Genomic DNA, 22,211 nt, shown 5'->3' on the forward strand with positions numbered 1-22,211 from the left:
CCGCATACCGGCCGTTTATCAGATTTTTAAAGGAAACTACAATAGCTACTGACAAGTCGCATCGCATCAATGGCGAAATTACCGCACCCGAAATGCGTCTGAGCGGTGTGGAAAACGAACCGCTCGGTATCGTGAGCCTGGCCGAAGCCTTCCGTCTGGCGGAAGAAGCGAACGTGGACCTGGTGGAAATCGCGCCGAACGCGACTCCACCGGTCTGCCGTCTGATGGACTACGGCAAGTTCAAGTATTCGGAGCAGAAAAAAGCCCACGAAGCGAAATTGAAGCAGAAAGTCATCTCGGTGAAGGAAGTCAAATTCCGTCCCGGCACCGATGACGGCGATTACAACATCAAGCTGCGCAATCTGATCAAGTTCCTGGAAGACGGGGACAAGACCAAGATTACGCTGCGTTTCCGCGGCCGCGAAATGGCGCACCAGGACATCGGCATGCGCATGCTCGAGCGTCTGAAGGGCGACCTGGAGCCGCATGGCCAGGTAGAGCAGTTCCCGAAAATGGAAGGCCGCCAGATGATTATGGTTCTGGCGCCAAAAAAGAAAAAGTAAGATACAATAGACGGTTCCCGGGCGAATCTTTCGCCGGGGAACCGTTTTGCGTGAATTTGCGGCGTGCAAGCGCCGCAAAATGTAGTGGCCCCGCTGCCGCTGCATCAACAAGTGAAAGCAGGCATCTAAGTGCGGCGTAGGGCTGCCACCTGCAATCCTGTTAAATTTGGAGCTAGCTGAAAAGCTAGATGTGTTATGCCAAAAATGAAGACCAAGAGCTCCGCGAAGAAGCGTTTTCGCGTGCGTCCAGGTGGTACTGTGAAATCGGGCATGGCTTTCAAACGCCACATCCTGACCAAGAAAACCACCAAAAACAAGCGTCAACTGCGTGGTACCCGTAACATCAATGCGTCCGACGTCACGAGCGTCTACCGCATGATGCCTACCGCTTAATCTCACACTCATTTAAGGAGCTACTATGCCTCGAGTAAAACGTGGGGTTACTGCGCGTGCCCGTCATAAGAAAGTACTGAATCTGGCCAAGGGTTACCGTGGTCGTCGCAGCAAGGTTTACCGTATTGCCAAGCAAGCAGTTATGCGCGCTGGCCAGTACGCATACCGCGACCGCCGTAACAAGAAGCGCGTCTTCCGCGCCCTGTGGATCACCCGTATCAACGCGGCTTCCCGCGAACACGGTCTGACCTACAGCGTATTCATGAACGGCCTGAAAAAAGCCGCGATTGAACTGGACCGTAAAGTCCTGGCCGATATGGCTGTGATGGACAAGCCAGCGTTTGCTGCGATTGTCAACGTCGTCAAAGCCAAGATCGCTGCTTAATTGCCAGTGATGAGCGCCGCTTCCGGGCGGCACTCATAAAAAGAAGCGGGGCATGGTGCGAACCTATGCCCCGTTTTTAATTTCCACCACAGGAAAAACAGTCGGATGAACTCCCTCGAACAACTCGTCGTCGCGGCCCAGGCTGACTTTATCGCCGCCGCAGACGCTGCCGCCCTGGAAAACGCCAAAGCCAAATATCTGGGCAAGACCGGCCAGATCACTGAAATGATGAAGGGTCTGGGCAAACTCGACCCGGACGCCAAGAAGGCACAGGGCGCCCTGATCAATGCCGCCAAGGTGCAGATCGAAGCCGCGCTGACCGCGCGCCGTGATGCCCTGGCCGAAGCCCAGTTGCAGCTGCGCCTGAATGCCGAAGCGATCGACGTGACCCTGCCGGGCCGCGGCTGCGCGCCGGGCGGCATCCATCCCGTGATGCGCACCTGGGAGCGCGTGGAAGCGATCTTCCGCTCGATCGGCTTCGATGTGGCAGCCGGCCCCGAGATCGAAACCGACTGGACTAATTTCACCGCCTTGAACAGCCCGGAAAACCATCCGGCCCGTTCCATGCAGGACACCTTCTACGTCGAAGGCAACGACAGCACCGGCAAGCCGCTGCTGCTGCGTACCCACACCAGCCCGATGCAGGTGCGCTATGCGCGCAGCCATCAGCCACCGATCAAGGTGATCGCGCCGGGCCGCACCTACCGCGTCGACAGCGATGCCACCCACTCGCCCATGTTCCACCAGGTCGAAGGCCTGTGGATCGCCGAGAACATCAGCTTCGCCGACCTGAAAGGCGTCTACCTGAACTTCGTCAAAGCCTTCTTCGAAACCGACGATCTGCAGGTGCGCTTCCGTCCTTCCTACTTCCCGTTCACTGAACCGTCGGCCGAGATCGACATCGCCTTCGGCAGCGGCCCGCTCAAAGGGCGCTGGCTGGAAGTGTCGGGCTCCGGCCAGGTGCACCCGAACGTGGTGCGCAACTTCGGCCTCGATCCGGAAAAATACATCGGCTTCGCGTTCGGCTCCGGCCTTGAGCGCCTGACGATGCTGCGCTATGGCGTCAACGATCTGCGCCTGTTCTACGAAGGCGACCTGCGCTTCCTGAAGCAGTTCAACTGAGCGCCGCCGACCCGGCGTTGTGAACCGAAACTAAAAGAATACGAAGGCTGATTATGCAATTCTCCGAAAACTGGCTCCGTACCATGGTCGATCCGAAGATGACTTCGGATGAACTGGCGCACCTGCTGACCATGTCCGGTCTCGAAGTGGAAGAAGTGGAACCCGTGGCGCCGCCATTTTCCAACGTGGTGGTAGGCCATGTGCGCGAAATGGCCAAGCACCCGAACGCCGACCGCCTGAACGTCTGCCAGGTGGACGTGGGCACCGGCACTTTGCTCAACATCGTCTGCGGCGCGCCGAACGTGCGTCCTGGCCTGAAAGTGGTGTGCGCTATGGCCGGCGCCGTGCTGCCGCCTGGCGCCGACGGCAAGCCGTTTGAAATCAAGGTGGGCCAGCTGCGCGGCGTCGAGTCGCAGGGCATGCTGTGCTCCGCGCGCGAACTGAAGTTGTCGGAAGACCATGGCGGCCTGCTGGAGCTGCCGGACGACGCGCCGGTGGGCCAGAACTTCCGCGACTACTTCGCCCTGAACGATCTGAAGTTCACCGTCAAGCTGACCCCGAACAAGGCGGACTGCCTCTCCGTGCTGGGCGTGGCGCGCGAAGTGGCGGCCCTGACCGGCTCGCCGCTGGCGCTGGCACAATACCGTCCGGTGGCCGTGAATATGGAAGAAAAGCTGCCGGTGAAGATCAGCGCTCCCGAGCTGTGCGGCCGTTTCGCCGGCCGCGTGATCCGCGGCCTGAACGCCAAGGCCAGCACGCCGGAGTGGATGAAGCAGCGCCTGGAGCGCAGCGGCCAGCGTCCGGTGTCGGCCCTGGTCGACATCTCGAACTACGTGATGCTGGAAGTGGGCCGTCCATCCCACGTCTTCGATATGGACAAGATCCACGGCAGCCTCGATGTGCGCTGGGGTAAGAGGGGCGAGAGCCTGAAACTCCTGAACGGCAACACCATCGAAGTCGACGAGTGGGTGGGCGTGATCGCCGACGAGAAGGAACTCGAATCGCTGGCCGGCATCATGGGCGGTGACGCCACCGCCGTCTCGCTGGAGACCGAGAACATCTATCTGGAAGCCGCGTTCTGGTGGCCCAACGCCATCCAGGGCCGCGCCCGCAAATACAACTTCAGCACCGATGCCGCCCACCGTTTCGAGCGCGGCGTGGATGCCGAAACCATCGCCGAGCATATCGAGCGCATCACTTCGTTGATCGTGGAAATCTGCGGCACGTCGCAGACCAAGGTCGGCCCGATCGATGACCAGAAAGTGAATATGCCGCAGCGCGCGCCCGTGAGCATGCGCACCGCGCGCGCACAAAAGGTGATCGGCGTGCCGCTGACGGACGAAGTGGTGGCCGATATCTTCCAGCGCCTGAACCTGGAGTTCACGCTGGCCGACGGCGTGTTCTCGGTGACCGCGCCGAGCTACCGCTTCGACATCGAGATCGAGGAAGACTTGATCGAGGAAGTGGCGCGCGTCTACGGCTTCGAGAACATCCCGACGCTGCCGCCGGTGGCCGCCAGCGAAATGCTGATCGCGCCGGAAGACACCCGTTCCATCTTCGCCGTGCGCCACCAACTGGCCGGCCTGGGCTACCAGGAAGTGGTGAATATGAGCTTCGTCGAAGCGGACTGGGAACTGGATTTCAGCGGCAACGACAATCCGATCAAGCTGCAGAACCCGATCGCCAGCCAGCTCAGCGTGATGCGTACTTCGCTGATCGGCAGCCTGGTCGCCAATGTGCGCTACAACCTGAACCGCAAGGCCAGCCGCGTGCGCCTGTTCGAAGTGGGCGCGATCTACCAGCGCGACGCGTCCGTGGCCGACGGCCCGCTGACCGTGGCCGGCTACCACCAGCCGCAGCGCGTGGCCGCCATGGCCTACGGTCCTTGCGAGGACGAGCAGTGGGGCCAGACCACCCGCGACATCGATTACTTCGACGTCAAGGCCGACCTGGAAGCCCTGTTCGCACCGGCCACCCTGCGTTTCGCCAAGCTGGCCCATCCGGCCCTGCACCCGGGCCGCGCCGCGTCGGTCGAGCTGGACGGCAAGGTCATCGGTTTCCTCGGCGAGCTGCATCCGCGCTGGCTGCAGAAATACGATCTGCCGAAAGCGCCGGTGCTGTTCGAAGTCGATGCAGTTGCACTGCAGCAACGTGCTGTGCCACAATACGCCGAGATTTCGAAGTTCCCGGGCGCCAGCCGCGACCTCGCCGTGCTGGTCAAGCAGGATGTGGCGGCCCAGGATCTGCTCGACGCTTTCCATGGCGCGGCGCAGGCGCACGCGGCAGGCCGCATCGTGCAAGCCATTGTTTTGTTTGATGAATATCGCGGCAAAGGGCTGGAAGCGGACGAAAAATCGCTTGCTTTCCGCTTTAGCTTGCAAGATACTCAAAACACCCTGCAGGACGAAGTGGTCGATGCCCTGATGGCCGCGCTGGCCGAGGCTGCCGTGCAAAAACACGGCGCCAAACTGCGCGCCTAAGCGGTTTCGCGCTTCCTTGCAGTAACAAGGGTTTTTATTCAGTTAACACCAGGGAGTCCGGCTATGCCGGACTCATGTTCTTTGAGAAGGCAGGGCAGGAAAATTAATAACAACGACGTTGATTCCGCCGTACTCCAATCCGCATTGGATGCCGACCTGCACCGCGCGATGCAGGTAGCCAAGGTACGCCAGGAAGCTGAAAGAGATTTGCCGACGCTGACCAAGGCGGAGCTGGCCGAACTGCTGTTCGAGCAGGTCGGCCTGAACAAGCGCGAGGCCAAGGATATGGTCGAAACCTTCTTCGACGAGATCCGCAATGCGCTCGAGCGCGGCGAAGCGGTGAAACTGTCCGGTTTCGGCAATTTCCAGCTGCGCGACAAGCCGCAGCGTCCGGGCCGCAATCCGAAAACCGGGGAAGAGATCCCTATCACGGCGCGCCGCGTCGTCACCTTCCATGCCAGCCAAAAGCTGAAGAGCATGGTGGAAGACAGCGCCGCGCTGGCGCGGGCCGCCTGATTAAGGACGCCGCATGAACGATCGCCTCGGCAAGTCGGAACTGGTGGTGCTGCCGCCGATTCCCGCCAAGCGCTACTTCACCATCGGCGAGGTGAGCGAGCTGTGCGGCGTGAAGCCGCATGTGCTGCGCTACTGGGAACAGGAATTCACCCAGCTCAAGCCGGTCAAGCGGCGCGGCAACCGCCGCTATTACCAGCACCATGAGGTGCTGCTGATCCGGCGCATCCGCGAATTATTGTATGAGCAGGGCTTCACAATCAGCGGCGCCCGCAATAAACTCGACACCCGGGCATACGATCCCGCGCAGGAAGAGTATGATGAAGGTTCCGGTCCCGGTCCCGGTCCCGGCCCCGATGCCGGTGCGCAGCCGCCCGCGCCGCCACCGCTGGACCGCGACATGATACGCAGCGAACTGCTGGCGATCCTGGATTTGCTGAAGTAAGGCAGGGGCGAGGGGCACAAAGGCGCGCACATAGCGCCTTTTTTTCGTCCGGCGTGGCTTGGTTTTTTAGTGATACAATATCAATATTGTAGTTTTGTTAGTGAAAGTGCAGACGCTGATCCGGAGCGGCGTTCGCTCCAGGGCTTCTTTCCCATGCAAGTACAAGACGAGGGAAAACAATGATACGCGTTGCCATTTGTGACGATCATCAGATAGTAAGAGCGGGCTTCAAGCAGATTTTCTCGTCCTCGGACGAGTTCAATGTGGTCGCGGAAGGCAGCACGGGGCGCGAAGCGCTCGACATCGCCCGCCGCGAGATTTGCGATGTACTGCTGCTGGATATCGCCATGCCCGACCAGAGCGGCATCGATACCCTGCGCACCATCCGCCAGGGCCAGCCCGATCTGCCGGTGCTGATCCTGTCGGGCTATCCGGCGCAGCAATACGCGCTGAACCTGTTCAAGATGGGCGCCAATGGCTACCTGAACAAGGAATGCGAGGCCGAGGAACTGATCACCGCCGTGCGCACCGTGCACCAGGGCCGCCGTTACGTCAGCTCGCAAGTGGGCGAGCTGCTGGCGCAAAGCTTCGACCGCGATCCGAATACGGCCCTGCATACCGAGCTGTCGGACCGCGAATTCCAGGTCTTCCTGCGTCTGGCGCGCGGCGCCACCGTGTCCGATATCGGCGTGGCGCTCTCGCTGAGCATCAAGACGGTCAGCACTTACCGCACCCGCATCATGGAAAAAATGGGCTTGCAATCGAATAGCGACCTGACCTACTACGCCATGAAGAATAATCTGCTGGATTGAAAAATAGTTCCTGAGTGCAAGGGGTGCGCACGGTAGGATTTCCGGCGGGAAGTATTTTGGGGGCCAGTCTATAATGGACAGCCCGGCTTTCCGCCGATGCAAACCTAGCGAAGGATGCTTGTCAGGATGTATTTCACCGATCAATCGGCGCCCAAACACCGACTACCGCTGTACAAGACGGTTCTGTGCATCACCTGCGCACTGATCCTGATCGTCAACGGCCTCAGCCTGTTTCAGAATCTGCGTTCGCTGAAGGGCGCCAATGCCCAGCTGGCGCAGAGTTCGCGCGTGGCCGAGCGGCTGCAATACCTGAACGTGCTGGTGCTCGACGCGGAAAGCAGCACGCGCGCCTACTTCATCTCCGGTAATGAAAACTATCTGGGTCCGATGCGCGGCGCCCTTAAAGATAGCGAAACCGAATTCCGCGAACTGGAGCAACTGCTCCAGGACAATCCCAACCAGCTCAAAAACCTGGCCCAGCTCAAGAATCTGGTGCGCCGCAAGCTCGGCATCCTGAGCCAGGGCCTGGACGTCTACCGCCATGGCGGCCTTAACGAGATCGTCAATATCGCCCGCGTCAGCGACAGCCGCAGCAGCATGGACGAGATCCGCCTGCAGGTGGTCATCATGGTGCAGGAACAGAACGAGACGATGGCGCAGCGCAGCGCCAGCTTTTACCAGGAATACGAGAAAGCCGTGCTGCTGGGCACCGGCATCAATGCCGTCGCCATCGTGGTGTTGATCATGTTCTACCAGCTGGTGCGGCGCAGCTTCGGCCACCGCGCGGCGGTCGAGCATGCGCTGCAAGCGTCGAACGAAAACCTGGAATCGATGGTGGCCCAACGTACCGAGCAGTTGTCCGTGCTGTCGCGCCACCTGATCAGCATCAGTGAGGAAGAGAAGGTGCGCCTGTCGCGCGAGCTGCATGACGAGATGGGCGCCAACCTGACCTCGATCAGCATGGACATCACGGCCGTCACCATGCAATTGCAAAAGACCGATCCCGAACTGGCTTCCAAGCTCAAGCGCGCGCGCGCCACCCTGCTCGAAACGGTGGAATTGAAGCGCCGCATCATTGAAAACCTGCGCCCCAGCCTGCTCGACAACCTGGGCCTGTGCGCCGCCATCGACAGCTATTGCGAGGAATTCGCGCGCCTGGCCGGCATTCCCTGCGATACCGAAATCGGCCCCGAAATCGACGGCATCGCCAAGGCCGGCGAGACCAGCCTGTCGATCGCGCTGTTCCGCATCGTGCAGGAATCGCTGACCAATATCCGCAAATACGCGCGCGCCGAGACGGTGTCGGTGACGCTCAAACGCAATGGCGAAGGCATGCTGGTCTTGCGCATCATCGACGATGGCGTGGGGATCGCCTCCAACACCCTGGTGAAACCGATGTCGCATGGCTTGCTCGGCATGCGCGAGCGGGCTTTGCTGCTGGGGGGGACTTTGAATATCCGGCGTGGACGGGGCGATAAGGGTACGTGCATCGAGGTGCATATTCCGCTGCGCCCCAAGACGGAGACTGCAAGCCAGTCTCCGGCGGCGGCGGCCTTGGCGGCCGCCAAGCTGGGTGGCATCAGCAGCGGGCTACATCGACGAGCAGACGATCATACTCCGTCTTCGCCACCTTATAGCACTCACCCGCATAGCGCTCCAGACCCGCACGATCAAGTACAGTGATATTGCCGCGGCGGTAGGTGATCATGCCTTCCTCTTGCAGCTTGCCGGCGGCGGCCGTGATGCTTTCGCGGCGCACGCCGAGCATGATGGAAATCATTTCCTGGGTCACTTTGAGCTCATTGCTGGCCGAGCGGTCCAGGCGGTCGAGCAACCAGCGGCATAGCTTCTGCTCGATCGAGCTATGGCGGCCGCCGACGGCGTTCTGCGCCATCTGGGCGAACAGGGCGGTGTTGTAGCGCATCAGCAGCTGGGGCAGGGCGCCGCCCTGGTTGAACGCTTCGCGCAGGTGCTGGGCTTTCAGGCGGTAGCCATAGCCGGCGCTTTGCACCACGCCGCCGCACATGGCGCGTTCGCCTTCGAACATCGACACGCCCACCACGCCTTCATGGCCGACCACGGCAATCTCCGTGGTCGCGCCGTCTTCCATCACGTACAGCAGCGACACGATTGCCGTCGTTGGAAAATACACGTTTTCCAGTTTGCTGCCATACTCGAACAATTCCTTGCCAAACGGCAGCTGTACCAGTTCCAGGTGCTCAAACAGGGCTTCCAGAACTTCACGAGGCAGGGCCGCCAGCAGTTCGTTTTGCTGGGCGCCGCTATAGCTGACAACAGGCCGGGACGCAACTTTGAACTCGCGTTCGCCCATAGGGAGGGGACGGGAGGTCGGGGTTTTTACGGAAGCGCCAAGTTGAGTGTTGTTCATTTTATTCCTCACAAGCTTAAAGTACACAAGTCGCAATCGGCGCCGGTTGCCGTCACCGGGTGGGCTTCTGTTCTCGCTTCCACTTGGCCGATCGCGTTGGTGTTACTTTAATTTCTTGTGTGCCTGACGAACATAAGACGGTTTTCCGCCTCTGTGTAGGCTGTCAACATGGCGCTTTGTCAGCGTAGTCCTACTGCAACTTAGCTGAAACTTAAGCCACACTCAGGCATGGCGCTGGCGGCGCTCGCCGCGCGACGCCAAGCGCGGCTTGTTGGCGCTCCACAAATGAGGCGGGGCCACGGTTTGCAGGGCGTTCGGGGCTTTGGCCTGGCGTTTTGTTGTGCTGCTTTGTGGCAATTCTTCTTGCAAACGGAAACAGCTCAACGCGGCGTTCAGGCGCTCGGTTTCCTGGTGCACGCGGTCCGCTCCTACAGCCGCGTCCTGCACCAACTCGGCATTCTGGCGCGTCATATCGTCGATGCGGGCCAGGGCTTGGTTGAGGCGGGCGATCTCGCGGCTTTGGCCAGCTTCGGCGGCGCTGATCTGGCCGATGATGGCGGCCGTGCCGTGCACTGATTGCACCACTTGTTCCATGGTGGCCCCGGCCGTGTTCACCAGGCCGCTGCCGGTCTCCACCTTGTTCACCGAATCGACGATCAGCGCCTTGATTTCCAGCGCGGCGGCGGCCGAGCGCTGGGCCAGGTTGCGCACTTCGGAAGCCACGACGGCGAAGCCGCGTCCCTGTTCGCCGGCGCGCGCCGCTTCCACGGCGGCGTTCAGCGCCAGGATATTGGTCTGGAAGGCGATGCCGTCGATCACGCCGATGATGTCGGCGATGCGTTTCGAGCTGCCGCTGATCGAGGCCATGGTGTCGACCACGGCCGCCACGTTCTCGCCGCCGCGCCCGGCAATGGCGGCGGCCGATTGCACCAGTTCCAGGCTGTCTTCGGCATGGCTGGCGTTGCGCTGCACGGCGGCGGCCAGCTCGCCCATCGAGGCCACCGTCTGCGACAGCGCCTCGGCCTGGCTGGCCGTGTGGCCGGACAGGGTGCTGTTGCCGCCGGCCAGCTGGTCGGCCGCCGCGCCGATGCGCGCCGCGCCGCTGCGGATCTCGCGCAGCAGCGTTTCCAGCGACCCGGTCATGGCGCCGAAGGCATTCGCCAGGCCGCCGATCTCGTCGCGCGCCGGGGAGGCGGTACGCACGCTCAGGTCGCCATCGGCGGCGGCATGGACGGCGCGGTTGAGCATGCCGATATCGCGCGAGAACGAAGCGTAAAAGCCGGCGCACAGATAGGCGGCCAGCAGCAGGGCGGCCAGCACCGACAGCAGCATCAGGTTGCGGCGCAGCGCGTCGCGCGCCATGCGCTCCTGCAATTGGCCATCGAGCGCCTGGGCCGCAGCCGCGCCAAGACGGTAGAGCGCATCGGCGGCGCCGTGGCCGGCGGCGCTAAATTCCTTGCCCGTGGTCTGGTTGTAGGAGTTGGTGACTTCGTTCTTCATGCGTTCGAGGAAGGCCAGCGCGGCGGGAATGGCGGCGAGCTGGCTGTCCAGCGGCGCTTTTAGCGCGGGCTGGGCCGCCAGCAGGGAAGTGAACTGGGCCGGCAGGCGTTCCAGCTCGTGGCGCGCGATCATGGCCGTGGCGTTAAGCATCTGGTCTTCATTGCCTTCGAACAGGCCGGTATCGATGTAGGCGCCGCCGCGTCCGGCAAGCAGGGACAGGCTGTCGGCCATATCGGGCACGGTCTTGAGGAAGGTGGCGATCAGGGTCTTGCTTTGCACATCGGGATCGACGCTGAGCAGGGAGCGGTCGGCCACCAGCGCCGCCAGCTTGCTCAGCTGGCCCAGCAGGGCCGTGTGCTGGGCAAAGCTGGCCTTGGCGTCCAGGCTGGCCTGCTTGTCCTGCAGCGCGGCCCAGCTCTTGCGCGCCGCCTGCCACTCCGGCAGGTCGGCCAGGCCGGCCTGTTGGCGCTGGAAGCTGTCGAGCTGGTCCAGGCGGGCCGTGATCTGATCGCGCAGCGCCTTGTCATCGGCCGGCTGGCGCACGGACAGGCGCAGATGCTCGGCGCTGCGGCGCTGCTGCAGCAGGCGGCCCGCATCCTGCATCTGCAGCACATAGGCCGCGCCGCGCTGCTCTAGCCCGGTGGCCGCCACCGACTTGTTCAGCTCGTGCATGAGCAGGGTCGACACCAGCAGCAACGGCAGCAGGAAGACCAGGGATACCAGCAGGAATTTGGGCAAAAGGCGCAAACGCTGCATCAGGGCGATGGCGGGCCGCAGGACGGTCATCATGGAATTTCCTTATTGGTAATGAAAGTTACTTAATGGAAATTTTATAGATGAAATATGACAGGCCGATGAATTTTTCTGATGGAAAACTGCAATTTCGATGAAGAAAACATGAAGATTGTTCATCAAGCTATAATCGGCCGACCCTTCAAGCCGAGTCCGCCATGAGCTCCTACACCTATCTGCTGGAAACGCCCTCGATCGACACCTACCGCGCCCTGCGCACCGGTTCCGGCCTGAGCGCCAAGAGCGCCGCAGCGGCCAGCCGCGGCCTGCCCAATACCCTGTTCGCGGTGCAGGTGCTGTGCGGCGATGAAGTGGTCGGCATGGGCCGCGTGATCGGCGACGGCGGTACCGCCTTCCAGGTGGTCGACATCGCGGTGCTGGGCGCGCACCAGGGCCGCGGGCTGGGCAAGGGCATCATGCGCGAGATCGCCGCCTGGCTGTGGCGCGAAGTGCCGGAAAGCGGCTATGTCAGCCTGATCGCCGACGGCAAGGCGCAGGAGCTGTACGCCCAATACGGCTTCGTACCGACCGCGCCCGCTTCCATCGGCATGTGCTGGCGGCCGGAACCGGCTTAAGGCGCCGTCCTCCAGCAGCCTGGCTGCGGCATCTTTTCCGCCACAGTTTGAGATGCGTGCAGGCAACAGGGAGCTGTGAAAGCGATTCGGCCTGTCGCATAATGCAATCATGGGTGGCGCCCGCTCACCCGTGGACAAATTGTAGGCAGCCATGCGCGTACTGCTGGTGGAAGACGATGCCGTGCTGGCCGATGGCTTGGCGCGCGTGCTGCGCGGCCACGGCATGGCGGTGGAGCTGCTGCGCAGCGGCAGCGAGGCCGATGCGGCGCTGCTGCGGCCCGACGCGGCCGAGGTGGTGGTGCTGGATATCGGCTTGCCCGGCCTCGATGGCCTGGAAGTGCTGCGCCGCCTGCGCGCGCGCGCCGGCGCCGTCCCCGTGCTGCTGCTGACGGCGCGCGACGCCATCGAGGACCGCGTGCGCGGCCTGGAGCTGGGCGCCGACGACTATCTGGTCAAGCCTTTCGCCACGCCGGAACTGGTGGCGCGTCTGAAGGCGCTGGCGCGCCGCAACGTCCCGCAGCCGGCCGTGCTGGGGCTGGGCAGCCTGACGCTGGATACGCAGGCCAAGCGCGCCCGCGTCGGCGAGCGCGTGATCGACCTGTCGGTGCGCGAATGGGCGGTGCTGGAGTATCTATTTCTGCACAGCGCGCGCGTCGTCTCCAAACAGCAGATCATCGACGCCATCCTGCCCTGGGGCGAGGACGTGACGACCAATGCGGTCGAGGTGTATATCTCGCGCGTGCGGCAGAAGACGGCCGACGCGGGCATCAGCATCCGCACCATCCGCGGCTTCGGTTATATGCTGGAGGCGTCGGCAGCGGCGGACGGCCATGCCTAGTATCCGCCTGCGCCTGCTGAAATGGCTGATCGCGCCCATCCTGCTGATCAATCTAGCCGGCGGCGCGCTGACCTATGCGCTAGCCTGGGTGCCGGCCCAGCGCGCCTTCGATGACGGCTTGTCCGACGCGGCGCGCGCCTTGGCGGCGCGCCTATCGTTCACGGGCGGCGCCTTGCAGCTTGACTTGCCGCCGCAAGCGGAAAAAGCCTTGCGCAGCGGCGCCAGCGACGCCGTCTATTTCGCCGTGCGCCAGCAGGGCGGCGGCTTGCTGGCCGGCGATCCGGACCTGTTGCTGACCGCCTTCGAGCCGCAGCGTGAATTGACTACGACCCAGACCCAGGCCCAGGACGGCAATATGCGCGGCGCGCCGGTGCGCATCGCCGTCCACCAGGCCAGCGTGGAGGGCCGCCGCGTCACCATCGCCGTTGCCAAGACCCTGCGCGAACGCGTGCAGGCGCGGCAAGCCATCTTCCGCGCCCTGATGCTGCTGGAAGCGCTGCTGACGCTGAGCGCCGTGGGCCTGATCTGGTTCTCGGTCAGCACCGGCCTGCGGCCCCTGAACCGGCTGCGCAGCGAACTGAATGCGCGCGGCGGCGCCGAGCTGGAAGCGATCCCGCCGACCAATGTGCCGTATGAACTGGAGCCGGTGGTCACGGCCTTTAACGGCCTGCTGGAGCGGGTCAGCGAGGGCGCGCAGGCGCAGCAGCATTTCCTGGCCAATGTGGCGCATCAATTGCGGACGCCGCTGGCGGGCCTGCAGGCGCAGCTCGAATGGCTGGGCCAGCGCGAAGGCGGCCCGGCGGCCGATCCCGGCGTGGCGCAGTCGCTGCGCCTGATGCTGTCCTCGACCGAGCGCATGATACGCCAGACCAACCAGCTGCTGGCGCTGGCGCGCGCCGAACCGAGCCACTTTGAAAAGACCCGGCTCGAAGCGCTGGCCCTGGACCGCCTGGTGGAAGAATCGATCCAGCCTTTCGTCGAGCAGGCCGCGCGCAAGGACATCGACCTGGGCTTCGACCTGCACGCCACGAATGTGATGGGCGACCGCTTCCTGCTGCGCGACCTGATCGACAACCTGATCGACAACGCCATCCGCTACACGCCGGCGCATGGCCGTGTCACGGTGAGCTGCCGCCGCGAAGGCGAGGGCGGCGTGCTCGCGGTGGAAGACAGCGGTCCCGGCATCCCGCCGGCCAAGCGTGAGGCGGTGTTCAACCGCTTCGTGCGGCTGGACGAGAAAACGGCCGGCAGCGGCCTGGGTCTGGCGATCGTGCGCGACATCGCCACCGCCCACGGCGCCAGCGTCGCCATCGACAGCGCGCCGGGCGGGCAGGGCGTCTTGATCAGCGTGCGCTTCCCGCCTTAGGCCGGCCTATTTTTCCTTTCTGTTGCACTGTCAGGGGTTTGTCAGCATTTCCTCAGGGAAATGACAGCTTTGGGGACTAGACTGGCCTCATCGAATGGCATCCCATGCGCGAAGGAGGGGAAGATGAACAAGGGCAGAAACGGCTTCACCCTGATCGAAGTGATGATCACCGTGGCGATCGTCGCCATCCTGATGTCGGTGGCGGTGCCAGCCTACACCAACTACATCACGCGCGGCCGCCTGAGCGAAGTGTTCACCGGCCTTGGCGGCGTGCAGACCGCCGCCGAGCAGCATTGGGCCAATCGCCGCACCTATGCCGGCATGGATGCCCTGGCCAGCTTCCCCAAGGATAGCGACAACTTCACCTACGCCCTGACCGTCGGCACGGCGTCGGCCTATACCGTGACCGCCACGGGCCGCAACAAGATGAATGGTTTCGTCTATACCGTCGACCAGAACGGCACCCACGCCACCACCGCCACGCCGGACTGGGGCACCAATGCCAGCTGCTGGGTCGACAAGAAGGGCGGCAAATGTTCCAATTAAAGTCCAGGCCTTGGCCGCCGCGTCGCGCCCAGGGCGGCTTCACCATCATCGAAACCATGGTGGTGGTGGGCATCGTGCTGTTCCTGCTGGCGGTCGGCATTCCCAGCATGAGCGAGTGGATGATGACCAACAAGGCCGCCGCATCTTCCGAGTTCTATCTGGACGGCCTGTCGCTGGCGCGCCGCGAAGCCATTTCGCGCAATGCCGAGAGCCGCATCGTGTTCAGTCCCAACGCGGCCAACGGCCAGCTCGATTGGCAGGTGGACGTGTGTTATCCGGTGCCGGGCACGCCCTGCAACCCGAACAGCGGCGTGTGGTCCACCGTGGCTGCGCCCGCCGCCAACGATCCGAAAGGCGCGAACGGCTTCAAGTCCGTGCTGCGCAGTGCCGAGACGCTGCCCGACAACGATGTGCTGGCGCCCACCCTGCAGCCGGAAGGCGCGACCTCGATCTATTACACGCCCCTGGGCTGGGTCGATACGGCGGTGGACGACCGCGTGACCCAGCTGCGCCTGACCCCATCCAGCAAATACGCCAGCGTGATTCCCACCTCGGCCCTCGCCATTTCGCTGGCCGGGATGCCCGGCAAATGCGATCCCAATGTGAACGCGCACGACTCGCGCGCCTGTCCGCCATGAAAACGCCAATCCACCCAACGCGCCGCCAGCAAGGCGTGGCCCTGCTTGAAGTGCTGGTTTCGGTCGTGATCCTGGCGATCGGCCTCTTGGGCGCGGTCGGCCTGCAGGCGCGCTCGTATTCCGCCCTGTCCGACGCGGGCATGCGCGCCGAGGCCACCATGGCCGCCGACAAACTGCTCGGCACCATGAGCAACGACCAGGCCAATCTCGGCAACTACGCGCTGGCCGACGGCGGCCAGCCCAAGGACGAGCTGAAACCCTGGCTGAGCGAAACCACCACCGCCATCCCCAACGCCAAGGTGACGGTGGCGGTGACGCCGGAACTGCGCCGCACCCGCGTCGACCTGCGCATTGCCTGGACGCGCAAGGCCGGCGGCGTGGAAAACGAACACCGCATCACCTCCTATGTGACGAACTGATATGCGCCCGCCCACCACATTGCGCCGCGTCGGCGGCTTCTCCATGATCGAGCTGATGGTCAGCGTGGTGATCGGCATGCTGGCCGTGATGTTCGCCACCCGGCTCTTCATCCAGGGAGAGCAGAACAAGTCCGCCGCCGTCGGCGGTTCGGACACCATGCAGAACGGCATGTTGGCCCTGTTCTCCATCAATAACGACGCCTCGCAAGCCGGTTGGGGCTTGAACGACGCCCTGATCGCCGGCTGCGATACGCGCCTGAGCGACGCCAGCGGCTTTGTCTTGGCGCAGAGTGCGCGCAACGGCGTGCCGATCACGCCGCTGGCGCCCGTCGTCATCCAAAGCAATGGCCTGAACTCGGACCAGATCACGCTGTACTCGGGCAGTTCGATGAGCGGTGTCGGTTCGGTCAAGCTGCGCCAGGACTACAACGCCGGCAATACCATGGGCGTTTCCGACACCGCGCCTTTCGGCTTCAATCAGAACGACGTGATCGTGGTGACGCCGGAACCGGCGGGCGGCCAGTGCGCCATCGCCCAGCTTTCGGCGGCGCCCGCCGCCTCGACCTTCACCTTTACCGCGGGCGGCGGCAACCGCTTCAACGGCGGTGCCGGCCTGCCCACCACATACAAGGCTGGCCAGGCGCGCGTCTTCAACCTGGGCCAGGCGGCGCGGCTCTCCTTTCACACCTGGTCGGTGCAGAACGGCATGCTGCTGTTGCGCGCCACCGACCTGGCCGGAACGTCCGCCGCGCCCAGCGCCGTGATCGACCATGTGGTGGCGATCAAGGCACAGTACGGACTCGATACGCGGGTTGGCGACCTGTTTACTCCCACCAACGGCATGCAGGTCGGTGTCTGGAGCAACGACATGATGGATGCCGATGGCGATGGCATCAGCGGCAGCGCGGGCGACTTCCAGCGCATCGCGGCCATCCGCGTGGCGGTGGTGGCGCGCAGCAAAATGCCGGAAAAAGCCAATGCGACCACCGGCGAATGCAGCGCCACCACGGAAACGCCGAAAATCTTCAGCACCAAATCGCCCGCCACGGTGGCGGCGCAGGAAGTCACGGTGACGCTGGCGCTGGCCGGCGATCCGCTCAGCTGGAAATGCTATCGCTACCGCGTCTTCGAAACCATCGTCCCGATCCGCAACGCTGGCTGGAGGCCATGATGAACACCAAGCGCGCCGCGCAGCGCGGCATCGCCATGCCGATCATGCTGATCATGCTGGCCGTGATGCTGGTCAGCAGCATCTACCTGCTGCGCTCCAGCACATCGACCACCATCACCACGGCCAATCTGGCTTACGACTCGGCGCTGAGCAAATCGGCCGACCTGGGCATCCACACGGCCTTCGCCTGGCTCAGCACCGTCGCCAAGTCGCAGCTGAACGCCGACGTCGCAGCATCCGGCTATGTGTCGACGCTGAATCCCATCCACACCGTCAGCACGCCCGCGTTCTGGAACGGCTCCGTGACCATCGACGATCCGGCCAAGGAAAACCGCATCGAGTATGTGATCCATCGCATGTGCACTTTCGCGGGCGCCTACAACTCCACGGTGCCGCCCAACAGCTGCACGGTGACGGCGGCCAAGGCCAAGGTCAAGGCGGCCACCATGGTGGGCGACAGCCTGTCCTCGGACGCGCCGGCCTACCAGGGCAAGCCGGAGCTGCATTACGTGATCACCTCGCGCATCTTCGGTCCGCGCGGCGGCAATGTGGTGAACCAGGCCGTAGTGATGATGGGGCCGTGAAGCGGCCAGCGATAGCAACACATGAATGGAACGACCATGAAAATCTCCACCGCCCTTGCCTTTGCCGCGCTGTGCGCCGCCGCTTCCCCTGCCGGCGCCGCGCCGACGAATATCGCGCAAGTGCCGCTGCTGAACATCAGCGGCACCGGCACCGTCAAGCCGAACCTGATGCTGCTGTTCGATAACTCGGGATCGATGGAGCAGTCCTATACGCCGGACTACGTCAACGACAGCTTGTGCCGCTCGCGCGCCCAGCTTTCCAGCGGCACCACGGCCTGCACGGTGGGGCATCCGCCTTTCATGAGTTCCGATTTCAACCGCCAGTACTACAATCCGGCGCTGCGCTACCAGCCGCCCATCAAATGGGACGGCACGTTTTACCAGGAACAGACGGCCGGCAATACCAGCAACTGGACCAATGTGGTCAGCGACGGCTTCAATGTGCTGAACACCGATTTATACGGCAATTCGGATACTGCGATCAATCTGGTGACCGGCTATCCCGACCTGCAATGGTGCGATCCATCCAACACCAGCGACTGCAAGCGCAATACCGCCACCTACAACTATCCCGACAACACCTACCGCAACGCCAGCGCCATCAGCGTCGGCCCTTATTACTACACGGTGGGCGTGGCCGAATTCTGTACCGACGATACGATGACGAACTGCAAATCGACATCGGCCGGCGCCGCGGCGCCGACGGGGTATCCGGTGCCGGTCAAGGTCCGCTGGTGCAATAGCACGGCGCTGACCAGTTGCCAGGCCAAGCGCGTGGGCGCCTTCATCTACCCGCGCTACTCGCAGGCCACCGGCGCCATCGCCTCCTACGGCACCGTCGCCATCGGCGTATCGAAAACCACCTCCTCGCTGAACATCACCTCGGTGGTGGTGAACGAAAACGGCACCAACCGCACCGTGACCAATAGCAGCGTGACGGCATCGACCGGCACCGATACCGCCTTGAAGCAGCAGACTGTCGCCAGCGCGCTGGCGGCCAGCATCGTGGCGCGCACCAGCGTCAGCAACGCCTACTATGCCTGCGTGCGCACGCCGCTGGGCCAGCCCACCGTGCCGGCCTGCTCGACCTTTGGCATCACCCTGGCGGCCGACAATGTGGTGGCGGTGATTCCCGTCACCTGCACCGGCAGCAAATCGCTGACCACCTGCCAGACCATCAACGACAATACGCGTGCCGGCTGGGGCATCACCGCCAACGTCAGCAGCGTGACCTTCCCATCCACCGCGCTGATGGCCATTTCCGGCGTGACGGCCGACGTGAATCCGGCCTCGGTGCTGAATAGCCTGTCGCTGGGCGGCACCACGATTGCCAGCAATATCACCATCGGTCGCAACGCCAACGCCGCCACGGCGGTCAGCCGCATCGTCTCGGCCATCGGCACCAGCGGCACCTACCGCGCCTACACCGGCGGCAATACGATCACGCCGACCTGCCAGGCGGCCAGCGCAAGCACGGTCTGCATCGTGGTCAATGGCTCCACCAGCAGCGGCTCCAATCTGACGGCTGGCACGCAAAGCAATAAGGGCACGATGGCCTTCAGCTTCACGCCCACTGTGGCCAGCACCGACAATATTCCCACCACGGTGGTGGCGCTGTCGGCCGGATCGGCCGCGCCCAGCACCTTCGTGCGGGTGAACATCGTTTCCGGCTCCACCTATCCGAAGGGCAGCGCGCGCAGCGACTGCACGGCCAGCGCCGGCGTCTGCACCTATAACGAAGAGATGACCAACTTCGCGAACTGGTACTCGTATTACAAGACCCGCCTGCAAATGATGAAGACCTCGGTCGGCATCGCTTTCTCGGCCGTCAACAGCAATTACCGCGTGGGCTATGTGCGCCTCTCCTCGGCCGGCGCGGCGGGCGCCATCGACCAGAAACCGGCTGACTTCACCGGCACGGCGCGCAGCACCTGGTATTCGAATCTGTACAACACCAGCACCAGCGGCTCAACCCCCAGCCGGCCCGCGTTGGACAGCGTGGGCAAGATGTTCGCCAACCAGGCGCCTTACAACTACGCGTCGGGACAGGAAGTGGTGCAGTTCCCTTGCCAACAGAACTTCACCATCCTGACCACGGACGGCTACTGGAACGGCGGCAGCGCCGCCAGCGTGGCGAATAACGATAATGTGGAATCGACCGGGCGCTTCTGTCTGTCGCAGCAGGGCTGCGTCGATGGGCGGGCGCAAACCCAGCCCTCGCTGGCCGACGTCGCGCTGTACTGGTATAACGGCGGCTCCAGCACCACAACCGTATCGCTGCGGCCTTCGCTGGAAGACATGAGCAAGGAAGGGCAGGTGCCGGCCGGACCGAACGAAAACACCCACCTGCATATGAACACCTATACGCTGGGCCTGGGCATGGACGGCATCATGACCTATGAGCCGAACTACGACACGGCGGCCAAGGCGGGTGGCGATTTCTACAATCTGATCACGGCCGCCAGCAGCGGCTGTCCATGGAACGGCGGCGGCGCCTATGTGTGGCCCGATCCGCAGACTTCCAGCACGGCCAACACCGTGCAGGAACGGGTGGATGACCTGTGGCACACCGCCATCAACGGCCACGGAAAGTACTTCAGCGCCAACGAGCCGAAAGAGGTGGTGGAAGGCTTGCAGGCGGCCCTGGCCAAGATGCAGATAAGCACCGGCGCCGCGGCGGCTGCGGCGACATCGACGCCGAATATCTCGCAGGAGGACAGCGACATCTTCTCCGACACCTTCACCACCGTGAAATGGTATGGCGAACTGGCCAAGCGCAAGATCGACGTCAGCACGGGCGAGGTGTCGGCCAATACGGTGTGGGTGAGCACCAATATCCTGGGCACCCAGGTGCTGGATAATTCGCGCAAGATCTACAAATACGACGGCTCCAGCTCCACGCCCGAGGAATTCACCTACGATAATCTGGACGCCACGGAGCGCAGCTGGTTCGACAATAAATGCGCCGCGCTCAGCCAGTGCACCCTGCTCGACGCCACCAAGCGCGCCATCGTCGACGACGGCCGCAATCTGGTGGCCTGGCTGCGCGGCGCCCAGCAGTATTCCGACGATGAAGTCTTCCGCGCCTATAGCACCACGGTGGTTGGCGGCACCACGATTCCCATTGTTCTCGGCGATATCGCCTCGTCCAAGCCCGCCTATATGCGCGAGCCGCGCAAGAGCTACACCGTCAACGACTACGACAGTTTCAAGAACGGTTATGCCGACCGCGCCGCCACCGTGTTCACCGCCGCCAACGACGGCATGCTGCACGCCTTCGACGCCGCCGATGGCCGCGAGCTGTGGGCCTATATGCCGCGCATCACGATGAAGAAGCTGTATGCGCTGGCCAGCACCACCTACGGCACCAACCACCAGTTCACCACCGACGGCGCGCCGGAGCTGGGCGATGTCTACTTCGACGGCGCCTGGCACACCATCATGGTGGCGGGCCTGAACGCGGGCGGGCGCGGCTTCTATGCGCTCGACGTGACCAATGCCGGCGCGCCCAAAGGCGCGAAGTATGGCCAGGCGCCGAAAGTGCTGTGGGAGCTGTGCGCCGATGCCAGCATCTGCTCGCGCAACGATCCGGATATCGGCCTGACCTTCGGCAACCCGCAGTTCGGCATGTGGAACAACCGCTGGGTGGTCTACCTGACCGCGGGCTACAATAATATCCCGGGTGTGGATGGCATCAATAGCGGCAGCGGCGAAGGCATTCTTTATATCGTCGATGTGAAGACGGGTGAAATTCTCGCCAAGCAGTCTACCGGCTCGGGCAATGTGGCCACGCCATCCGGCCTGGCGCGCATCACGGCCATCACCAACGATCCGGCGGGCGATCCGGTCACCACCTATATCTACGGCGGCGACAACCAGGGCCAGTTATGGCGCTTCGACCTGACCAAGACCCTGACCACCGGCATCGGCGTGCGCAAGATGGGATCAACCGGCATCACCCAGCCGATCACCACGCGGCCCGATGTGACGCTGTGCGAAGTCAAGGTCAAGGATTCGTCCGGCATCGAGACGTCGAAGGCGCAGCGCGTGGTGCTGTTCGGCACCGGGCGCCTGCTCGACGTGCCGGACACCACCAATACCGATGTGCAAAGCCTGTATCTGCTCAAGGATGTGGATGCCGATACCAGCACCATCAATGTGCGCGGCAGCGGCATGGTGGAGCAGACCCTGAGCCGGCGCAGCGGCGGCTCGGCCGGCACCTCGGTGTACGACATCACCAAGAACGCGGTGGACCTGAACACCAAGAGCGGCTGGTTCTTCGACTGGAAGCTGAACGCCGGCGAGCGCATGAACCTCGACCCCAAGATCGTCAGCGGGGCGGGCAATGTGGTGACGAATATCCCCACCTCCAGCTCATCGTGCTCGGTGGGCGGCACCAGCAACGCCTACCAGGTCGATGTCTGCAAAGGCACCTCGATCAGCGACAACCCGGTCGGCAGCACCCTGTCCAACACCTCGGCGGCGGTGGGCTTCATCATCATCCGCCTGCCCAAGGGCGAGCTGAAAATGATCACCACCACGGCCAAGGGCGAGACGCTGACGCGCCCCCTGTCCGAACTCGATTCGGCCGGTGCCCACCGCGTGGGCTGGCGCCGCGTCAAGGGCGAGTAGGGCTGGAGGGGATTTTTCCCGGTGCGGCGTGAAAAACGGTAAAATAGC

General features: G+C 63.3%; 20 protein-coding genes. 18 read left to right on the forward strand and 2 right to left on the reverse strand.

What is annotated here, in order from left to right; genetic code table 11:
* The first annotated feature begins 17 nt into the window (after nucleotides 1-17).
* The 9 genes from infC (at nucleotide 18) to FHS03_RS19615 (ending at nucleotide 8,396) form a co-directional block, all read left to right on the forward strand.
* Nucleotides 18-563 (forward strand): translation initiation factor IF-3, encoded by a 546-nt coding sequence (gene infC / locus FHS03_RS19575; protein WP_255758316.1) that lies wholly within the window; start codon nucleotides 18-20, stop codon nucleotides 561-563.
* A 195-nt stretch (nucleotides 564-758) separates the two neighbouring features.
* Nucleotides 759-956 carry a 50S ribosomal protein L35 gene (rpmI, locus tag FHS03_RS19580; protein ID WP_050407401.1) on the forward strand — a complete coding sequence of 66 codons (198 nt, stop codon included), beginning with the start codon at nucleotides 759-761 and terminating at the stop codon, nucleotides 954-956.
* Nucleotides 957-981: 25 nt separating this feature from the next.
* On the forward strand, nucleotides 982-1,341 hold the full coding sequence (gene rplT, locus FHS03_RS19585) for a 50S ribosomal protein L20 (protein WP_050407402.1): 360 nt from the start codon (nucleotides 982-984) through the stop codon (nucleotides 1,339-1,341).
* A gap of 105 nt (nucleotides 1,342-1,446) precedes the next feature.
* Nucleotides 1,447-2,463 carry a phenylalanine--tRNA ligase subunit alpha gene (pheS, locus tag FHS03_RS19590; protein WP_183442617.1) on the forward strand — a complete coding sequence of 339 codons (1,017 nt, stop codon included), beginning with the start codon at nucleotides 1,447-1,449 and terminating at the stop codon, nucleotides 2,461-2,463.
* A gap of 53 nt (nucleotides 2,464-2,516) precedes the next feature.
* Nucleotides 2,517-4,943, forward strand: coding sequence for a phenylalanine--tRNA ligase subunit beta (gene pheT, locus FHS03_RS19595; RefSeq protein WP_183442618.1), 2,427 nt, complete (start codon nucleotides 2,517-2,519; stop codon nucleotides 4,941-4,943).
* A gap of 168 nt (nucleotides 4,944-5,111) precedes the next feature.
* The gene (locus FHS03_RS19600; protein ID WP_050412324.1) at nucleotides 5,112-5,459 is read left to right on the forward strand and encodes an integration host factor subunit alpha; all 348 of its coding nucleotides are present in this window, start codon (nucleotides 5,112-5,114) and stop codon (nucleotides 5,457-5,459) included.
* A gap of 13 nt (nucleotides 5,460-5,472) precedes the next feature.
* Nucleotides 5,473-5,901, forward strand: coding sequence for a MerR family transcriptional regulator (locus tag FHS03_RS19605; RefSeq protein ID WP_183442619.1), 429 nt, complete (start codon nucleotides 5,473-5,475; stop codon nucleotides 5,899-5,901).
* A 179-nt stretch (nucleotides 5,902-6,080) separates the two neighbouring features.
* A complete protein-coding gene (locus FHS03_RS19610) occupies nucleotides 6,081-6,713 on the forward strand; it encodes a response regulator (RefSeq protein WP_050407406.1) in 633 nt (210 codons plus the stop codon).
* A gap of 126 nt (nucleotides 6,714-6,839) precedes the next feature.
* A complete protein-coding gene (locus FHS03_RS19615; RefSeq protein ID WP_183442620.1) occupies nucleotides 6,840-8,396 on the forward strand; it encodes a sensor histidine kinase in 1,557 nt (518 codons plus the stop codon).
* Here FHS03_RS19615 and FHS03_RS19620 read toward each other — a convergent pair.
* Nucleotides 8,293-9,102, reverse strand: a complete 810-nt coding sequence (locus FHS03_RS19620) for a Crp/Fnr family transcriptional regulator (RefSeq protein WP_176347779.1) — start codon at nucleotides 9,100-9,102, stop codon at nucleotides 8,293-8,295. The two genes, FHS03_RS19615 and FHS03_RS19620, sit on opposite strands and share 104 nt — an antisense overlap.
* Nucleotides 9,103-9,324: 222 nt before the next feature.
* A complete protein-coding gene (locus FHS03_RS19625) occupies nucleotides 9,325-11,391 on the reverse strand; it encodes a methyl-accepting chemotaxis protein (protein ID WP_183442621.1) in 2,067 nt (688 codons plus the stop codon).
* Nucleotides 11,392-11,552: 161 nt separating this feature from the next.
* On the opposite strand from FHS03_RS19625, the gene FHS03_RS19630 reads away from it, so the two are divergent.
* The 9 genes from FHS03_RS19630 to FHS03_RS19670 all read left to right on the forward strand — a co-directional run bounded on the left by FHS03_RS19630 (nucleotide 11,553) and on the right by FHS03_RS19670 (nucleotide 22,163).
* Nucleotides 11,553-11,969: a GNAT family N-acetyltransferase gene (locus FHS03_RS19630; protein WP_183442622.1), complete on the forward strand. Its 417-nt coding sequence runs from the start codon at nucleotides 11,553-11,555 to the stop codon at nucleotides 11,967-11,969.
* A gap of 151 nt (nucleotides 11,970-12,120) precedes the next feature.
* Entirely contained in the window at nucleotides 12,121-12,807 is a 687-nt protein-coding gene (locus FHS03_RS19635) for a response regulator transcription factor (protein ID WP_183442623.1), read from the forward strand.
* Entirely contained in the window at nucleotides 12,800-14,173 is a 1,374-nt protein-coding gene (locus FHS03_RS19640; RefSeq protein ID WP_183442624.1) for a sensor histidine kinase, read from the forward strand. The genes FHS03_RS19635 and FHS03_RS19640 overlap by 8 nt, the downstream gene beginning before the upstream one ends.
* A gap of 123 nt (nucleotides 14,174-14,296) precedes the next feature.
* Nucleotides 14,297-14,719 carry a type IV pilin protein gene (locus FHS03_RS19645; protein WP_183442625.1) on the forward strand — a complete coding sequence of 141 codons (423 nt, stop codon included), beginning with the start codon at nucleotides 14,297-14,299 and terminating at the stop codon, nucleotides 14,717-14,719.
* On the forward strand, nucleotides 14,707-15,357 hold the full coding sequence (locus FHS03_RS19650) for a GspH/FimT family pseudopilin (RefSeq protein WP_183442626.1): 651 nt from the start codon (nucleotides 14,707-14,709) through the stop codon (nucleotides 15,355-15,357). Before FHS03_RS19645 ends, FHS03_RS19650 begins: the two co-directional genes overlap by 13 nt.
* Nucleotides 15,354-15,776 carry a type IV pilus modification PilV family protein gene (locus FHS03_RS19655; RefSeq protein WP_183442627.1) on the forward strand — a complete coding sequence of 141 codons (423 nt, stop codon included), beginning with the start codon at nucleotides 15,354-15,356 and terminating at the stop codon, nucleotides 15,774-15,776. Before FHS03_RS19650 ends, FHS03_RS19655 begins: the two co-directional genes overlap by 4 nt.
* A 1-nt stretch (nucleotide 15,777) precedes the next feature.
* Nucleotides 15,778-16,947, forward strand: coding sequence for a PilW family protein (locus FHS03_RS19660; protein ID WP_183442628.1), 1,170 nt, complete (start codon nucleotides 15,778-15,780; stop codon nucleotides 16,945-16,947).
* Nucleotides 16,944-17,531 carry a hypothetical protein gene (locus tag FHS03_RS19665; RefSeq protein ID WP_183442629.1) on the forward strand — a complete coding sequence of 196 codons (588 nt, stop codon included), beginning with the start codon at nucleotides 16,944-16,946 and terminating at the stop codon, nucleotides 17,529-17,531. The genes FHS03_RS19660 and FHS03_RS19665 overlap by 4 nt, the downstream gene beginning before the upstream one ends.
* Nucleotides 17,532-17,567: 36 nt before the next feature.
* Nucleotides 17,568-22,163 (forward strand): PilC/PilY family type IV pilus protein, encoded by a 4,596-nt coding sequence (locus FHS03_RS19670; RefSeq protein WP_183442630.1) that lies wholly within the window; start codon nucleotides 17,568-17,570, stop codon nucleotides 22,161-22,163.
* The last annotated feature ends 48 nt before the right edge of the window (nucleotides 22,164-22,211 follow it).

Source organism: Pseudoduganella violacea (genome assembly GCF_014191875.1).
Lineage (GTDB): Bacteria > Pseudomonadota > Gammaproteobacteria > Burkholderiales > Burkholderiaceae_D > Rugamonas > Rugamonas violacea_A.

What these genes read in the sequence shown, in the direction of transcription:
- FHS03_RS19630 (WP_183442622.1), top strand. Translation starts at nt 11,553, where the DNA reads ATGAGCTCCTACACCTATCTGCTGGAAACGCCCTCGATCGACACCTAC.
- pheS (WP_183442617.1), top strand. Translation starts at nt 1,447, where the DNA reads ATGAACTCCCTCGAACAACTCGTCGTCGCGGCCCAGGCTGACTTTATC.
- FHS03_RS19605 (WP_183442619.1), top strand. Translation starts at nt 5,473, where the DNA reads ATGAACGATCGCCTCGGCAAGTCGGAACTGGTGGTGCTGCCGCCGATT.
- FHS03_RS19615 (WP_183442620.1), top strand. Translation starts at nt 6,840, where the DNA reads ATGTATTTCACCGATCAATCGGCGCCCAAACACCGACTACCGCTGTAC.
- FHS03_RS19625 (WP_183442621.1), bottom strand. Translation starts at nt 11,391, where the DNA reads ATGATGACCGTCCTGCGGCCCGCCATCGCCCTGATGCAGCGTTTGCGC.
- FHS03_RS19620 (WP_176347779.1), bottom strand. Translation starts at nt 9,102, where the DNA reads ATGAACAACACTCAACTTGGCGCTTCCGTAAAAACCCCGACCTCCCGT.
- FHS03_RS19660 (WP_183442628.1), top strand. Translation starts at nt 15,778, where the DNA reads ATGCGCCCGCCCACCACATTGCGCCGCGTCGGCGGCTTCTCCATGATC.
- FHS03_RS19665 (WP_183442629.1), top strand. Translation starts at nt 16,944, where the DNA reads ATGATGAACACCAAGCGCGCCGCGCAGCGCGGCATCGCCATGCCGATC.
- FHS03_RS19610 (WP_050407406.1), top strand. Translation starts at nt 6,081, where the DNA reads ATGATACGCGTTGCCATTTGTGACGATCATCAGATAGTAAGAGCGGGC.
- FHS03_RS19635 (WP_183442623.1), top strand. Translation starts at nt 12,121, where the DNA reads ATGCGCGTACTGCTGGTGGAAGACGATGCCGTGCTGGCCGATGGCTTG.
- FHS03_RS19645 (WP_183442625.1), top strand. Translation starts at nt 14,297, where the DNA reads ATGAACAAGGGCAGAAACGGCTTCACCCTGATCGAAGTGATGATCACC.
- FHS03_RS19640 (WP_183442624.1), top strand. Translation starts at nt 12,800, where the DNA reads ATGCCTAGTATCCGCCTGCGCCTGCTGAAATGGCTGATCGCGCCCATC.
- rplT (WP_050407402.1), top strand. Translation starts at nt 982, where the DNA reads ATGCCTCGAGTAAAACGTGGGGTTACTGCGCGTGCCCGTCATAAGAAA.
- rpmI (WP_050407401.1), top strand. Translation starts at nt 759, where the DNA reads ATGCCAAAAATGAAGACCAAGAGCTCCGCGAAGAAGCGTTTTCGCGTG.
- pheT (WP_183442618.1), top strand. Translation starts at nt 2,517, where the DNA reads ATGCAATTCTCCGAAAACTGGCTCCGTACCATGGTCGATCCGAAGATG.
- FHS03_RS19600 (WP_050412324.1), top strand. Translation starts at nt 5,112, where the DNA reads ATGCAGGTAGCCAAGGTACGCCAGGAAGCTGAAAGAGATTTGCCGACG.
- FHS03_RS19650 (WP_183442626.1), top strand. Translation starts at nt 14,707, where the DNA reads ATGTTCCAATTAAAGTCCAGGCCTTGGCCGCCGCGTCGCGCCCAGGGC.
- FHS03_RS19655 (WP_183442627.1), top strand. Translation starts at nt 15,354, where the DNA reads ATGAAAACGCCAATCCACCCAACGCGCCGCCAGCAAGGCGTGGCCCTG.
- FHS03_RS19670 (WP_183442630.1), top strand. Translation starts at nt 17,568, where the DNA reads ATGAAAATCTCCACCGCCCTTGCCTTTGCCGCGCTGTGCGCCGCCGCT.